This is a genomic window from Pseudoalteromonas sp. NC201, assembly GCF_002850255.1.
GTDB lineage: Bacteria > Pseudomonadota > Gammaproteobacteria > Enterobacterales > Alteromonadaceae > Pseudoalteromonas.
The window spans coordinates 1,225,001-1,240,882 of the sequence record NZ_CP022522.1 but is presented as its reverse complement, the minus strand read 5'-3'; the positions used below and the strand labels follow the sequence as shown (position 1 = coordinate 1,240,882).

The following is a 15,882-nucleotide window of genomic DNA, read 5'->3' as shown; positions in this document are numbered from 1 at the left end:
TATTATTTGCGATTCCGGCGGTGTGCTTTGTCGGTTTGTGACAAATCAGGACGACAATCTCGCATGCTTTCATTACGACTTGCTGTCAGCAGTTTTTCTGCTTTGTGATCAGCTTTGACTGGTGTTAACCCTACTTGCATGGTGGTTGGAAAACCTGTTACGCCTTTTTCTGTCTTCGGTAATACCACCGCCAATTGACCAAACCCAGTGATCATACTGTTGATCTGCTCAATATAGTTAGTTGAAGGGCCTATCGGCAAATCGTTTAGCCACAGCTCCCGGTCATTAAATGCTGCTTGTCGCTCTGCAAATGGCCTAGTTTCATCAACTACCCTGTGATAATTTTGCTCGCTAAGCATATTATTTGGCACTCGTGCAGGCCAAAAGGTCGGTAAATAAGGGTCGTAAGCTTCATTGTAGCCATCGCGACAACTCGCGGTGTCTGTTTGCCAAGGAATGGCCATCCAACGCGTAATGCCACCAGCAACCTGCCCCGTTTTTAACGGGCCACTCGAATGCAGCGCGATTTCTGATGTCATTTCCACGCCATAATTGGTGCCGTGGGTCGGTGCAGTATCTTCTGAATGCTTAAGACGGAAAGCCTCGCTATACATGCCCGCTGTACGCATTGGCCAAGTCATTTCACATCCAGGATGGAAAGCATCCGCTAAACAGAACTCCATCGCCGCTTTAGTTAACATCTCTGGTTGCTCAGCAACCGGAATTTCATCAATGCTGGTTGGGGGGCGATAACAAGGGTCGTAATCAGAATCAAATTCGCCATTCGACCACTGCTGTAACATATTCAACTGAATTTCTGTCAGCGTGACAAACTGCCTTGGCGAGTCATCGGCATCTACACTCATCGCATCGCCGTACAACCAAGGCCACAGCTGCGGTGCGGTAGCAGCAAATTTAGGATCCCAACTATGTTTTTCATCCGCTGTGGTGACTTTTTCTATCTGTCTAAAGTTATTAAAGAGATTACGTCTTGCTTCTTGCCATGTGCGTGAGTTGTCATTTAAACGGCAGATCCAAGTCTCTGAAGTAAAATCAAAGGGGCTATTCCAGCCAAACCCTGCGGCAAATCCCGCATTAACCCATTGTAAATCGGTTAACCTTTGGAAAATTGGCAGAATGTCTTTACTAAAGGAGGGGTTACCTTCAGGTGCTGGTAGTATCTTGGCATCAACTGCAACCTGGCGCATTAAATCCCACATGGTTCGCGGAGATTTTTGCATTGGTGCGTAATCTGGTGGCGCACAAATAACCCATGCAGGTTTCACATCAAGTGCTTTGCCTTGATATTTCACCTCAGCAGTTACAGGGCCGTCCGAAGTATCGTCGTACCAGCCTTCATTATTACCGAACGTGATCGCCTCGTGGCCTTGAGGATTTTCTGACACCCCGTGTCCACCAAGCATAAGTAAGCGGCCCTTGTCATCGGTACGCATTTCGCCTAAGTACACTTTTTTACCAGCAAAGCATCCTTCAAAGCGACTACAACCACACCCAGAAGCAATACCACTGATCTGCTGCGCACCACCATCAATGAGCAAGCTGTTACGGTCGTTTACATTGAGGTTGCGCAGTAAACTCGGCTCGGCCTCCATCGCCTCTGGAATATCCAACGCTAATTGAAACTCATACCAAGATGCTTTTTGATTAGCCAAGCGAGCATGCCAAATGATAGAAGCGCCATCGTCGCAAGTGAGTTCTTTAACGATGTTGCCCTCGGCGTCCAATCCATAAATACGAAAACGCGCGGCTTGGCGCTTCAACGCTCCCGTGCTATCGCGATAGTAATTCATATCTCTTGGAATGGCGGTATCGACCTCAGGGCCAATAAAAAATTCTTCAGGGCTGTTACCAACCCGCATTACACCTATGGGTGGGTATATGGCAGCTGAAACAATGGGGTTTTGATTGCAGTGATGTGACATGTTGTAATCCTTTTTACAGTGGTTCAATTCATGAAGCATTACTGCAGTGTAGAAGCTATTTCTGACTTAAACCATTACATCGAATTACAACTTAAACACGAAAATATTTTGCTTAATCTAAGATTTGGACAGGGAATGTTCTAACTCATTGTTGTTAAAGTACAACTTAATTTACCTCCTTGTCTAACCAGAGAATTTTAGGGAAAACACCGCTTCCGCATCCTGCTCTCGCTATGGTGCCAACTTCCTATAAGCAAGGCGAATTTGCTAACCAATATAGCTATTGGTTAGTAATTAAACACCATTTGCACTGGAGCTGACTGCTAGAAAGGTATTAACTATCCACAACTCAAGTTAATTAGCGAAGGAACTTATATTTTTTATATCATGTAGTCCACAACATTGCAGCACAGGAAGGCTTTCTCTAAAATACATCTAACTTAAAAAAGAGATTGGAAACTCATGGCTCAATATATTTATACCATGTCGCGGGTGAGCAAAGTTGTGCCACCTAAGCGCACTATTCTGAAAGATATTTCTTTATGCTTTTTCCCGGGCGCTAAAATTGGTGTTTTAGGCCTTAATGGTGCAGGTAAATCGACCTTACTTCGCATTATGGCGGGTGTGGATAACGAATTCGAGGGCGAGGCACGTCCGCAACCTGGTACTAAGATCGGTTACCTACCGCAGGAACCTGTACTAGACGAAAGCAAAACCGTTCGTGAAACGATTGAAGAAGCAGTTGGCGAAGTAAAACGCGCCCTGAATCGATTAGACGAAGTGTACGCAGAGTACGCGATGGAAGACGCTGACTTTGATGCGCTAGCTAAAGAGCAAGGCGAATTAGAAGCTATCATCCAAGCACATGACGGTCACAACCTAGATAATGCGCTTGAGCGCGCTGCCGATGCGCTTCGTTTACCAGAATGGGATGCGAAAATTGAGCACCTATCAGGTGGTGAAAGACGCCGTGTTGCTATCTGCCGCCTGTTACTTGAAAAGCCAGATATGCTGCTTCTTGACGAACCGACTAACCACTTAGATGCCGAGTCGGTTGCGTGGTTGGAGCGCTTCCTTCATGACTACGAGGGCACAGTGGTAGCGATCACCCACGACCGCTACTTCCTAGATAATGTAGCAGGCTGGATTTTAGAGCTTGACCGTGGCCATGGTATTCCGTGGGAAGGTAACTATTCTTCATGGCTTGAGCAAAAAGATGCACGTTTGAAGCAAGAAGAAAAATCAGAGAAAGCACGCCAGAAGTCGATTGAAAAAGAACTTGAATGGGTACGCTCAAATCCAAAAGGTCGTCAAGCTAAGTCTAAAGCACGTATGGCGCAGTTTACCGAGCTTCAGCAAAACGACTATCAAAAGCGTAACGAAACCAACGAGCTATTCATTCCACCTGGTCCTCGCTTAGGCGACCAAGTGATTGAAGTGAGCAACTTACGTAAGAGCTTCGGTGACAGATTGTTGATTGACGATTTGAACTTCAACGTACCTAAAGGTGCAATTGTTGGGATCATCGGTGCAAACGGCGCGGGTAAGTCAACGCTGTTTAGAATGCTAAGCGGTCAAGAGCAGCCAGATAGTGGTAACATCACTATTGGTGAAACGGTTGAAATCGCCACTGTTGAACAGTTCCGTGATGACATGGACGGTAATAACACCGTATTCCAAGAGATCTCTAACGGCCAAGACATTCTTAAAATTGGTAACTTTGAAGTACCAAGCCGCGCCTATGTTGGCCGCTTTAACTTTAAGGGCAATGACCAACAAAAGTTTGTAAAAGAGCTGTCTGGTGGTGAGCGCAATCGTCTGCACTTAGCAAAACTACTAAAAGCAGGCGGTAACGTACTGTTGCTGGATGAACCAACCAACGATCTAGACGTTGAAACGTTACGAGCCCTAGAAAATGCGATTTTAGAATTCCCGGGCTGCGTTATGTGTATCTCGCACGACCGTTGGTTCCTAGACCGTATCGCGACCCACATTCTAGACTACCGTGATGAAGGCCAAATCAACTTCTTTGATGGCAACTACACTGAATACGAAGAATGGTTGAAGAAGACCTTTGGTGCTGAGGCGGCAGAGCCTAAACGTATCAAATATAAGAAGATTGGCTAATAATTAAAACATTAGGGCCTGTTGATCTTTCAAGTTTGTTTTTGCAGCAGTTTGATTGGTATTTATACAAGGCAGAGCCAGCGTAGCGTAGTCATTCTACGTAAGTCTGGCGATAACGCAGTAGAAATGCCAATCAAGCGCTGCCCTTTGGGTTGACCTGAGTGCGCTTTGTTCATTGTTGCTCAACTTTTGCCTAGATTACTAGGCGGCAAGTCGAGCGTCGCGACCAAAACACACTCAGAAGAACAAAAATCAAACAGCAAAGGTCAACAGGCCCTAGTCTATCGACGATAGATAATCTAAGGCTCTTCGTTAGGAGCCTTTTTTATTTTTTAATACTTGCTTAGCTTTATTCATGCCGCACTGTGGAGGCAAGTCGCAAATCAAATTGCAGTAGCAATCCCATCCAAGCGGCGTAATTTATTGTCATTGTTAGTAGCGAGCACAATGATATAAGCTATTCTTTACCTATACGGACTATTAGGATCAGTAATGAAAGAACGTCGACGTTTTTCCAGAGTTATTTTTTCAAACGAGGCACAGTTTATGGCCTCAAGCGGTGATTTTAGCTGCGAAATCTTGGATTTGTCGCTCAATGGCGCGTTACTCACCCTGCCCGATGGCTATGTGCCACTTAAAAACGACCCTGCAAGTTTAAACTTTTATCTACCTGGTAGTGATATTCAAATTACAATGGAGGTAGAGGTTCGTCACGTTGAAGAAGGTCATCTAGGTGTACATTGCCGCCAAATCGATCTCGATAGTGTGACGCATTTAAAGCGCCTTATTGAACTTAACCTGGGAGATGATGATATACTTCATCGCGAGCTAGAGCAGCTCACCTACGATGATGATTAATACCAATTCGCTTAATTAAGCTAATTGATATTAGACGGATCGATTTTACACTTATGTTAAGAATTTCTGTTGATGAACACCCACACTGGCGTGAACAAGCAAAAGCCCACGGCTTTGAGCTTCATACTATGTATGGTGAAAAGTATTGAGACGAAAGTGCATATTATCAATTTACGTTAAAGCAAATTGAGCAAGACTTGGAAGATCCAAGTGACGAACTCCACCAAATGCGCTTACACCTTGTCGATTTAGTGTGTAATGACGAGTCTCTTCTGCAACCGTTTGCTAATCCTGAGTCTCAATGGGAATTAGTGACTCGCTCATGGCGTCATCGAGACCAAGCGCTCTATGGTCGCTTTGATTTTAGTTACGATGGAAAGTCACCAGCCAAGCTGCTGGAGGCCAATTGCTGGAGGCCAATTTCGACACGCCCACCAGCTTATTCGAAACGGATTACTGGTAGTGGCTTGAAGAACAGGTAAAAGCCGGTAAGTTACCACGTAATGCGGATCAATTAAATGACCTTCAAGAAGCGCTGATGGGCACTGTTATCAACTGCATAAATGCTACCGTGGTGCTCCCCTACACTTTTCTTGCTGCAAAGAAAGCTTTGACGACTTGGGCACCATTCAATATATGCGCAGTTGCGCGATGGAAGCTGGACTCAAAACGAAGCAAGTTTTTATCGAAGATATCGGATTTGATAACCAACACTTTGTCGACCTTGATGATTCAAAAATCCAATGGATGTTTAAGCTATACCCATGGGAATTTATGTTTCAAGATGAATATAGCGAACAATTATCGGAAGCAAAAGTGCAATGGCTAGAGCCTCCAAGGAAAGCGATTTTATCTAATAAAGTAATCTTACCTTTGCTATGGCAAACCTTTCCAAATCACTCAAATCTGTTACCGGCATACTTTGAACAGGACAAGCATAAAATTGCAAGTAGTGAGTCCGGCTATGTGAAGAAGCCGTTATTTTCTCGCGAAGGCGCGAATATTGAAATCCGAAAAGATCAACAGCTGTTTGCACAATCTGCTGATAGATATCGCGAAGAAGGTTATATTTATCAAGCTTACTCACCTTTACCCAAATTTGCAGGCTTCAGTACGCTCATCGGCTCATGGATTGTCGGCGATAAAGCGATTGGAATTAGTGTTCGTGAAGATAAAAGCCTGATCATCCAATATCTTAGCCGTTTCTTACCCCATATCATTGTTGGCTAAACTCATTGAACATTAAATAACTTAGTCGGTATGGAACAAATGTGTTCCATCTCTCAAATTAGTGTTCAGCCGAGAATAAAAGCTTATTAAATTCATGCCATTCGTGCTTTTTAGACAAACACTTGGCAAAACCCGCCGCAAAAATTAACACAAACTTAACCAGTGTACTAAAGTAGTAACTGGGTTTTGCATCAAGTTGAGAAAACAATACTTGGCTTGTTGCAACAAATTTTTGGGAAGTGCACTCAACAGGTTGGAGTGCATAGATACGTTATAGATCACTTAGCGAGCTAGGAAGTAATACCAATTGGTATAAAAGCAGTCAGCCTCAAAAGTGTGAGACATCGTCGACTAAGGAACTCACATGACTCACTACAAAATAGGTACAGACATTAGTCAAAAACCCATTCCAGAAGCGGTCAAAGTCGCAGTGATAGGGGCTGGCATGTCTGGTTTGTATAGCGCTTGGCGATTACAGTGCGAAACAGACGTTGATGACTTCGCCATTTTTGAGCGCAGCAACCGCACAGGTGGAAGATTGGACTCAGATCTTATCCATTTCAGAGATAACCGCGCAGGAGCAAAGCCTGACAGCACCATTACAGTCAAAGAAGAACAAGGTGGTATGCGGTTTCTATTTGAGGGTATGGATGACCTAATGGCCCTCTTTCTAAAGTTAGGCCTAGAAGATCAGATAGTCCCGTTCCCCATGAATAGCGGCGGCAATAACCGGCTCTACTTTCGCGGTACCAGCTTTTCGGTAAACGATGCTGAACAAGACGACTATCATATTTGGTCGGCACTTTATAACCTCGACCCAAACGAACAAGGTGTTAATCCCAAAGACATTATTAATGTTGTTTTTAATCGTATCTTGCAAGTGAATCCACAGTTCGATTCAAGGCCAGAGGTTCGCGGTCCAGAGTTTTGGCAGGATTTCCGTCTGCAATGTCAATGGCAAGGTGAACCGCTATATAATTGGTCTTTGTGGGATTTACTCACTGATATGGGTTATAGCCAAGAATGTATCACCATGCTGTATCGTGTTTTGGGCTTTAATGGCACCTTCTTATCGAAAATGAATGCGGGGGTTGCCTATCAGCTTTTGGAAGACTTTCCTGCAGATGTCGAATTTAGAACCTTTAAAGACGGCTTTAGCACCCTGCCAAACGCGCTGGTGGATAAAATAGGTAAAGAGAAGATTTACCTGCAAACGAGCATCGATAGCATCGCCTTTGATAAAGCAGACAATCTTTATGTACTTAAGTACACCAAAACCGAGCAAGACGGACAGATAAGCGAAGGAACATTTAAAGCCGAAAAGCTTATTTTAGGGCTGCCAAGGCTCGCGCTTGAAAAGTTGTTCATAGCGTCAGATGTATTCAAACAGCTACCAAAGCAGCGGCGCGATGCGTTATGGGATACATTGCTAAGCACAAGCAACCAACCGCTCCTGAAGATTAATTTATATTACGACACTGCATGGTGGGGAACCGGCATGACAGGCCGCCCAGCTGTCAGTTTTGGACCTAACTTTGCCGATTTACCAACAGGTTCTGTTTATCCCTTTTATGCTTTAGATGATGAACTCGCAGCCGCGCTTATGTATAACGAGCGTCATGCCGAGCCTAACTCTGAAACCCAACACAAACTCGAAGGGATAGAAGCAGCTAAATACAGTCGCCCAGCCGCATTGACTATTTACTGTGATTATTTAAATATTAATTTTTGGAGTGCACTGCAAAATAAAGGTGAGCTTTATCATCACCCTCGTGAGTCGGAACTCGTTGAATCTATTCCCAGTGATATATTTCCAGCCTCGGAAGCGGTTGTACGACAAGCGACACAATTCTTTAAAGACATTTTTAATACACATTATGTTCCACAGCCCACCCTCACAAGCGCTCGAATTTGGGAAGGGAATGTGAATTTCAATGTCCCTGAAAATCTTCAATTTGGTTTTGGTGTACATCAATGGGCGATTGGAGCGAATGATAAAGACGTCATCGAAGGTTTAGTAGAGCCGTTGCCAAATCTATTTACCTGCGGTGAAGCTTACTCTGATTATCAGGGCTGGGTAGAAGGTGCATTACGTTCGACAGATTTAGTGCTACAAAAAGGGTTTGGCTTAGCGCCACTAAGCAAAGTCTTTGAAACAGACCAAGGCTGTAGCTCTTCAGAAGCAATACAAATCGCCTATCGAAAAATTGCTAATGAAATGATTATGGAATATATCGATCCTAACTTTTCGCCAAACACTAAAGACAAAGTAACGCTTGCTGATGCCAATAGTGTGCTTGGCGTCAACCTCAGTTATTTCGATAAGCCCTAACCCGCTTCTCTAGTAACGAGGAGTTTTTTACTCCTCATTATCCCCACCTTGCAGAACTAATTGATAGTTTTCGATCAACAAGAACCGTTCAGGCGTATTTCAAGTTAATCCAAGCTGCTCTGAGCCCTGTGATAAGTATTCTACGCTTTTGTGATAAAAACGTGATAACTCCGTGAGCCTATCTCAATATCTTGCGGCCATGATAAGGAGACTGTTAATCCTAATAAGAAGAGTACATCATGAAAGCAAAAATCCTGGCAACATTAGTCGCAACGTGTTTATCAAGCGCTGCGCTGGCACAAGACCTTGAAGTAAAAATCACTAACCTCACTCACGGTATTTACTATACGCCTTTACTGGTGGCTGCTCATAATCAAGATACCGCTCTTTTTAAACTCGGCGAGCAAGCTTCTGAAGCATTGCAAGCCATGGCCGAAGGCGGTGACATTTCAGCTTTAGGACAAATCCTCGAAAGCTCAAACGCCAATATGGTCGCCAACCCAGCTGAGGGGCTACTTGCACCCGCAGGCTCTACAATGGCGATGATATCAACGAGTGAAGGAAATACGCATCTTTCAATTGTGGCGATGCTACTTCCTACCAATGATGGATTTGTAGGATTAAATGCGTGGCCTATTCCAAGCGCTGCCGGCACCTATGAAGTTTACCTTAATGCCTATGATGCAGGTACTGAAGCGAATAATGAATTAGTTGTCGAAGGCTCTGGTGCACCCGGTATTTTAGGGATCCCAGCATCGCCAGGTGCGGCTCCTGGCACTCAAGGAGCTGGCGTCACAGCAAGTGAAGAAAACACCATGGTCCATATTCACAGAGGCAACGTAGGTGACAACGAGCAAGTCGGCGGTAATAGCGATCTGCATAACACCGTGCACCGTTGGTTAAATCCTGTGGCAAAAGTAACAATAACCGTAAAATAAGGGGGGAGCTATGAAAGCGAAATTAGCATTAATTGCCATGTCTGCGCTCCTACTCAGTGCATGTGGAGACAATGACAATAATATGGTGATGCCAGAGCCTCCGGTTGAGCCGGAGCCAGTTGAGTATGAGTTTGCCATCACTATCACGAACCTTACACACGCACAGCCTATGTCACCAATTGCAGCGCTGCTTCATCAGTCTGGTCATTACTTTACTGTCGGCATGCCAGCAAGTGAAGCATTAGAGCAACTTGCAGAGGGCGGAAATAACAGCGATATTATAGCCGATGAGATGACACAAGCATCCGTCTCAACAGATGGACCTTTAGGCCCCGGTGCGACAACCAACCTTTCCATCAAAACTACAGACCTTTCTGAGCTTAAGTTATCGCTATTAACCATGATGGTGAATACCAATGATGGATTCTCCGGTCTAAATGCTATAGACGTCTCTGCGTTGCCCGTAGGTGAGGTGCAAATGTATCGAACACTTGCCTACGATGCTGGCACTGAGCTGAATAGTGAAGCCGCGGGAACCATACCAGGCCCAGCAGACAGCGGTGAGGGCTTTAACGCAGAGCGCAACGATAATCACAACATGGTGACGATGCACAGTGGTGTAGTTGGTAGTGATGATGGACTCCAAAGTTCAACGCTCACTAGTATCCATAAATTTGATAACCCGCTGCTTGCAGTCACTATCGAGAGAATTAAATAGCCTATGCGCAAACGTCTGCCATAGGCGTTTGCGCTTTCATAAAGGGCTATTTATGTTAGAAACCGTGTTGCTAGTTGAAGATGACTTAGACATAGCGAGATTGCTCCAAGTGCATTTAGAGGAGTTAGCTTTAGAGGTAACGCATGTTGCCGACGGCAGCCAAGTATTATCGGCTGCTAAAGCGAACGATTTTGCCGTGATTTTACTGGATTTAATGCTACCTAATATGGATGGACTAACCCTTTGTCGAGAGCTTAAGGCGCTTTACCCTATGAGTAGTGTCATCATCGTCACCTCAAAAAGTAGCGATATCGATAGGATCATTGGACTTGAAGTTGGTGCGGACGACTATATATGCAAGCCTTTTAATACGAGAGAGTTGCAAGCAAGGGTGAAAGCGCAGCTACGTCATGTCAGGCAACTTAAGCAATCAATGCAGACTGAAAATGCGGACTTCCCACGCGATAAAATTGCAGTTGGAAACTTAGTTATCGATGCCTGTTGTCATGAAATTTCGTTGGCTAATGTTAGATTAGACCTTACTGCAACCGAATTTGAGCTGCTGCAGTTTTTTGCTAAACACCCAAATCACGTGTTTTCTCGAACCCAGTTATTAGAATCAGTATGGGGCTACCAACACTCAGGATACGAGCATACCGTTAACTCCCATATTAATCGTCTGAGGGCAAAGCTTGAAGCTATTTCAAATAATACGGTGATAGAAACAGTATGGGGTGTTGGTTACAAATTAAATTCAGCCTCTCTTTGCGGGCAAAGCGTATGAAGCTCTCACTCTACAAAAAACTCGCACTGATCTTATTTGTCACTTTCGTTGTCATTGCAGCGATTTTCGTTTGGTGGACCCAAGCGCTATCTCAAGTCTCTAAGTCTCAAGCAGAACAACAATTACACCTCGCACTTGCGACCCATCTTGTTGACGATAATCCCCTAATAAAAGAGGGAGTGTACGACTATGACGGTTTGAGTAATCTATTTCACACCTTGATGATCTTAGGCCCCTCATTCGAGTTTTACTTCGTCTCCCCTGAAGGTAAGTTATTAACTTACTCTGCCGCCCCTGGAGAGGTTAAACGTCAGCAAATTGATGTTACCCCTTTAAAAAAACTCCTAAAGAGCAATAGCCAACTACCTGTATTTGGAGATGATCCGAGAAGCGTTAACGGCAGTAAAATTTTCTCTGTAGCCCCTGTATTTAATCAAGATATTTTGCAGGGTTATCTATATATCATCATCGGCTCATCAAAATACGATAGCATTATTGAGCAACTAAAAAATTCAGACAAGGTGATGCTTGGTGTAAGTTGGTTATTAGGCACTTTGTTCTTTTTGCTGGTTGTTGTCCTGCTACTACTTAATAAAATCACTAAGCCCGTGTCCAGACTGACTCAATATATAGATCATGTCAGCCAAAACCAGTTTAATATTAGTCGTGATGCTCAAATAAATTGGCCCGAAGAACATGATGAGATCCATCAGCTGGGTCGCAGCGTCAATGCTATGCTGGATAAAATTCAGCAGCAATTAACCACACTTAACCTCAAAGATGAACAACGTAAAGAACTACTTTCACAGCTAAGCCACGATCTCCGCACACCACTTGCCTCGCTTAAAGGTTACATTGAACTGATAGAAAAACAAACGAGTGACAAAAATATCGTTTCGCACATCGAAATTGCCAGCAAAAATATAAATCAGCTCAATCATCTTATCGCGCAAATTTTTGAACTCGCCCATCTAGAAGCTGGACATACCAAACTTCATATTGAGCCCTTTAATCTACTTGAACTTATGTATGACGTTGCGGCTAAATTTACATTGCAAGCTAAACGGCGCGGAATAACCATCTCAATAAGCCCGAAAGCAAGCGAAGTTAGTGTATACAGTGATATCGGGAAATTAGACAGGATTTTATCAAACCTCATCGATAACGCTATCAGACATACTGATGCTGGTGGCGAAATACAGCTCACATTACAGCAGCAACAAGATATTGCTTTAGTGAGTGTTAATGATACTGGCATTGGGATAAGCGCCGCTGATCTTCCCTATATATTCGACGCTAGCTTTCAGGCCAAAAATAGCCTAAGTAACCGCAAACACAATGCAGGGCTAGGCCTTGCGATCACAAACGAGCTCGTTAAATTATTAAAAGGAAATATTAGCGTATCAAGCAAGCTAAACCGAGGTTGTAAATTTACAATTTCACTGCCACTTTGATTTGCTAATTCTCCTTCTTTAGGTACCTAAAGGAAAGTAGCATATTCTAGACGTATAGATATACAAATCGGTGGATAAACCACCTCCTACCATATTACACTTTGCTTATGCTGTAGTGAGAGCGAGTTTATCTCGAGAAGGTGATCACTTTGTAGATTGGGAAAGCCTTCAGCGTTTTCGACTTGGATGTGTATGCATACAAATCGGCGGGTAAACCGCCTACCACGTCGCACTGTGCTTATGCAGAGGTGGGAGCGAGTTTATCTCGTGATGTATTGAACTAAAAATGCAAAAAACCCATTACATTAATGTAATGGGTTTCTTTAATTGGGCCCTGACGATGTTCTACTTTCACATGGGTAATCCACACTATCATCGACGCTGTTTTGTTTCACTTCTGAGTTCGGCATGGGGTCAGGTGGTTCCAAAACGCTATGGTCATCAGGAAAATACTGTTTTTTAGTTTTTATTTTTATATTAAATTTGGCCCTGGCGATGTTCTACTTTCACATGGGTAATCCACACTATCATCGACGCTGTTTTGTTTCACTTCTGAGTTCGGCATGGGGTCAGGTGGGTCCAAAACGCTATAGTCACCAGGAAAACTGGGTGCAAATGTTTAATGACATCGTGCCTCGCACGAGCATTCCATTTGCGCAAGGTGAACCGATTTCGCGATACCGCTGAGGTTGGTCACCTTGTTTAATTCTTAAATCTGGAAAAAGCTATTAAATTCTTTTGTCTACTTTAGTCTATTAACTTCTGTTAGCTAAGGCCTCCATGGATGGAGGTCATGCTAGGAATTGTCTGGAACAATTCTAGTAAACCACTTTGGCGTTGTATGGTTAAGCCTCACGGGTAATTAGTACGAGTTAGCTTAATGCCTCACAGCACTTCCACATCTCGCCTATCAACGTTGTAGTCTTCAACGGCCCTTCAGTTGACTCTAAGTCAAAGTGAGAACTCATCTCAAGGCCTGCTTCCCGCTTAGATGCTTTCAGCGGTTATCAGTTCCGAACGTAGCTACCGGGCAATGCAATTGGCATCACAACCCGAACACCAGCGGTTCGTCCACTCCGGTCCTCTCGTACTAGGAGCAGCCCCTCTCAATTCTCAAACGCCCACGGCAGATAGGGACCGAACTGTCTCACGACGTTCTAAACCCAGCTCGCGTACCACTTTAAATGGCGAACAGCCATACCCTTGGGACCGACTTCAGCCCCAGGATGTGATGAGCCGACATCGAGGTGCCAAACACCGCCGTCGATATGAACTCTTGGGCGGTATCAGCCTGTTATCCCCGGAGTACCTTTTATCCGTTGAGCGATGGCCCTTCCATTCAGAACCACCGGATCACTATGACCTACTTTCGTACCTGCTCGACGTGTCTGTCTCGCAGTTAAGCTTGCTTCTACCATTACACTAACCGTACGATGTCCGACCGTACTTAGCAAACCTTCGTGCTCCTCCGTTACTCTTTGGGAGGAGACCGCCCCAGTCAAACTACCCACCAGGCACTGTCCTCAACCCCGATTCAGGGGCCTAAGTTAGAACATCAACACTACAAGGGTGGTATTTCAAGGTCGGCTCCACAGAAACTAGCGTCTCTGCTTCAAAGCCTCCCACCTATCCTACACATGTAGGGTCAATGTTCAGTGCCAAGCTGTAGTAAAGGTTCACGGGGTCTTTCCGTCTAGCCGCGGGTACACAGCATCTTCACTGCGATTTCAATTTCACTGAGTCTCGGGTGGAGACAGCGTGGCCATGGTTACACCATTCGTGCAGGTCGGAACTTACCCGACAAGGAATTTCGCTACCTTAGGACCGTTATAGTTACGGCCGCCGTTTACCGGGGCTTCGATCAAGAGCTTCGCCTAAGCTAACCCCATCAATTAACCTTCCGGCACCGGGCAGGTGTCACACCGTATACGTCATCTTACGATTTTGCACAGTGCTGTGTTTTTAATAAACAGTCCCAGCCACCTGGTCACTGCGGCTCTCGTTTGCTTACAGAGCAAGTCCTTCACAAACAAGAGCGTACCTTCTCCCGAAGTTACGGTACAATTTTGCCTAGTTCCTTCACCCGAGTTCTCTCAAGCGCCTTAGTATTCTCTACCTGACCACCTGTGTCGGTTTAGGGTACGATTCAGTATGAACTGAAGCTTAGAGGCTTTTCCTGGAAGTAGGGCATCAACAACTTCACCACCTTAGTGGCTCGTCTCGACTCTCAGCCTTGGCAACCCGGATTTTCCTAAGTCACCAGCCTACAGCCTTTCACATGGACAACCAACGCCATGCTTGCCTAGCCTGCTCCGTCCCCCCATCGCATTCATACCGAGTACGGGAATATTAACCCGTTTCCCATCGACTACGCTCTTCAGCCTCGCCTTAGGGGTCGACTCACCCTACCCTGATTAACATGGGATAGGAACCCTTGGTCTTCCGGCGGAGGAGTTTTTCACTCCTCTTGTCGTTACTCATGTCAGCATTCGCACTTCTGATATGTCCAGCATGCCTCCCGGCACACCTTCAGCCACTTACAGAACGCTCCCCTACCCCGCATACTTACGTACGCAGCCGTAGCTTCGGTGGTATGTTTAGCCCCGTTACATCTTCCGCGCAGGCCGACTCGACTAGTGAGCTATTACGCTTTCTTTAAAGGGTGGCTGCTTCTAAGCCAACCTCCTAGCTGTTTTAGCCTTCCCACATCGTTTCCCACTTAACATACACTTTGGGACCTTAGCTGACGGTCTGGGTTGTTTCCCTCTCCACGACGGACGTTAGCACCCGCCGTGTGTCTCCCGGATATTACTTTACGGTATTCGGAGTTTGCAAAGGGTTGGTAAGTCGGGATGACCCCCTAGCCTTAACAGTGCTCTACCCCCGTAAGTATTCGTCCGAGGCTCTACCTAAATAGATTTCGGGGAGAACCAGCTATCTCCCGGTTTGATTAGCCTTTCACTCCTAGCCACAGGTCATCCCCTAACTTTTCAACGTTAGTGGGTTCGGTCCTCCAGTTGATGTTACTCAACCTTCAACCTGCCCATGGCTAGATCACCGGGTTTCGGGTCTATACCCTGCAACTTAAGCGCCCAGTTAAGACTCGCTTTCGCTACGGCTCCCCTAAATGGTTAACCTCGCTACAGAATATAAGTCGCTGACCCATTATACAAAAGGTACGCAGTCACCCAACAAGTAGGCTCCTACTGCTTGTACGTACACGGTTTCAGGTTCTATTTCACTCCCCTCACAGGGGTTCTTTTCGCCTTTCCCTCACGGTACTGGTTCACTATCGGTCAGTTGGGAGTATTTAGCCTTGGAGGATGGTCCCCCCATATTCAGTCAAAGTTTCACGTGCTCCGACCTACTCGATTTCACTTTAGATAAGTTTTTGTGTACGGGACTATCACCCTGTTTCGTCATGCTTTCCAGCATGTTCCACTAACTACACTAAAGCTTAAGGGCTGCTCCGATTTCGCTCGCCGCTACTTTCGGAAT

Annotated in this window: 8 protein-coding genes, 3 rRNA genes and 1 pseudogene (1 of these 12 running past the window's edge); 8 read left to right on the top strand and 4 right to left on the bottom strand. The window is 45.1% G+C overall.

What is annotated here, in order from left to right:
- Positions 1–2: 2 nt before the first annotated feature.
- Positions 3–1,943 carry a LodA/GoxA family CTQ-dependent oxidase gene (locus PNC201_RS05075; protein ID WP_102056371.1) on the bottom strand — a complete coding sequence of 647 codons (1,941 nt, stop codon included), beginning with the start codon at positions 1,941–1,943 and terminating at the stop codon, positions 3–5.
- A gap of 462 nt (positions 1,944–2,405) precedes the next feature.
- Between PNC201_RS05075 and ettA the strand changes: the two genes are divergently transcribed.
- From ettA to PNC201_RS05035, 8 genes and pseudogenes are all read left to right on the top strand, one after another.
- Positions 2,406–4,070 (top strand): energy-dependent translational throttle protein EttA, encoded by a 1,665-nt coding sequence (gene ettA, locus PNC201_RS05070; protein ID WP_010604458.1) that lies wholly within the window; start codon positions 2,406–2,408, stop codon positions 4,068–4,070.
- 492 nt (positions 4,071–4,562) lie between these two features.
- The gene (locus PNC201_RS05065) at positions 4,563–4,928 is read left to right on the top strand and encodes a PilZ domain-containing protein (RefSeq protein ID WP_010378318.1); all 366 of its coding nucleotides are present in this window, start codon (positions 4,563–4,565) and stop codon (positions 4,926–4,928) included.
- Between the two features lie 185 nt (positions 4,929–5,113).
- Positions 5,114–6,158 (top strand): annotated as a pseudogene (locus tag PNC201_RS05060) (glutathionylspermidine synthase family protein).
- Between the two features lie 364 nt (positions 6,159–6,522).
- Positions 6,523–8,490, top strand: coding sequence for an FAD-dependent L-amino acid oxidase (locus tag PNC201_RS05055; protein WP_102056370.1), 1,968 nt, complete (start codon positions 6,523–6,525; stop codon positions 8,488–8,490).
- Between the two features lie 239 nt (positions 8,491–8,729).
- Positions 8,730–9,428, top strand: a complete 699-nt coding sequence (locus PNC201_RS05050; protein ID WP_102056369.1) for a spondin domain-containing protein — start codon at positions 8,730–8,732, stop codon at positions 9,426–9,428.
- Positions 9,429–9,438: 10 nt separating this feature from the next.
- Entirely contained in the window at positions 9,439–10,146 is a 708-nt protein-coding gene (locus PNC201_RS05045; protein ID WP_102056368.1) for a spondin domain-containing protein, read from the top strand.
- A 52-nt stretch (positions 10,147–10,198) separates the two neighbouring features.
- Positions 10,199–10,930 carry a response regulator transcription factor gene (locus tag PNC201_RS05040; protein WP_102056367.1) on the top strand — a complete coding sequence of 244 codons (732 nt, stop codon included), beginning with the start codon at positions 10,199–10,201 and terminating at the stop codon, positions 10,928–10,930.
- The gene (locus tag PNC201_RS05035; RefSeq protein WP_102056366.1) at positions 10,927–12,384 is read left to right on the top strand and encodes a sensor histidine kinase; all 1,458 of its coding nucleotides are present in this window, start codon (positions 10,927–10,929) and stop codon (positions 12,382–12,384) included. The genes PNC201_RS05040 and PNC201_RS05035 overlap by 4 nt, the downstream gene beginning before the upstream one ends.
- 332 nt (positions 12,385–12,716) lie before the next feature.
- On the opposite strand, the gene rrf (PNC201_RS05030) is transcribed toward PNC201_RS05035, so the two are convergent.
- The 3 genes from rrf (PNC201_RS05030) to PNC201_RS05020 form a co-directional block, all read right to left on the bottom strand.
- Positions 12,717–12,830 (bottom strand): 5S ribosomal RNA (gene rrf / locus PNC201_RS05030).
- A 41-nt stretch (positions 12,831–12,871) separates the two neighbouring features.
- Positions 12,872–12,985: ribosomal RNA gene (rrf, locus tag PNC201_RS05025) — 5S ribosomal RNA — on the bottom strand.
- 240 nt (positions 12,986–13,225) lie between these two features.
- Positions 13,226–15,882 (bottom strand): 23S ribosomal RNA (locus tag PNC201_RS05020); it runs 228 nt beyond the window's last position.

Excerpts from the sequence above, each read along its gene's own strand:
- PNC201_RS05075 (WP_102056371.1), bottom strand. The coding sequence starts at position 1,943 with ATGTCACATCACTGCAATCAAAACCCCATTGTTTCAGCTGCCATATAC.
- ettA (WP_010604458.1), top strand. The coding sequence starts at position 2,406 with ATGGCTCAATATATTTATACCATGTCGCGGGTGAGCAAAGTTGTGCCA.
- PNC201_RS05065 (WP_010378318.1), top strand. The coding sequence starts at position 4,563 with ATGAAAGAACGTCGACGTTTTTCCAGAGTTATTTTTTCAAACGAGGCA.
- PNC201_RS05055 (WP_102056370.1), top strand. The coding sequence starts at position 6,523 with ATGACTCACTACAAAATAGGTACAGACATTAGTCAAAAACCCATTCCA.
- PNC201_RS05050 (WP_102056369.1), top strand. The coding sequence starts at position 8,730 with ATGAAAGCAAAAATCCTGGCAACATTAGTCGCAACGTGTTTATCAAGC.
- PNC201_RS05045 (WP_102056368.1), top strand. The coding sequence starts at position 9,439 with ATGAAAGCGAAATTAGCATTAATTGCCATGTCTGCGCTCCTACTCAGT.
- PNC201_RS05040 (WP_102056367.1), top strand. The coding sequence starts at position 10,199 with ATGTTAGAAACCGTGTTGCTAGTTGAAGATGACTTAGACATAGCGAGA.
- PNC201_RS05035 (WP_102056366.1), top strand. The coding sequence starts at position 10,927 with ATGAAGCTCTCACTCTACAAAAAACTCGCACTGATCTTATTTGTCACT.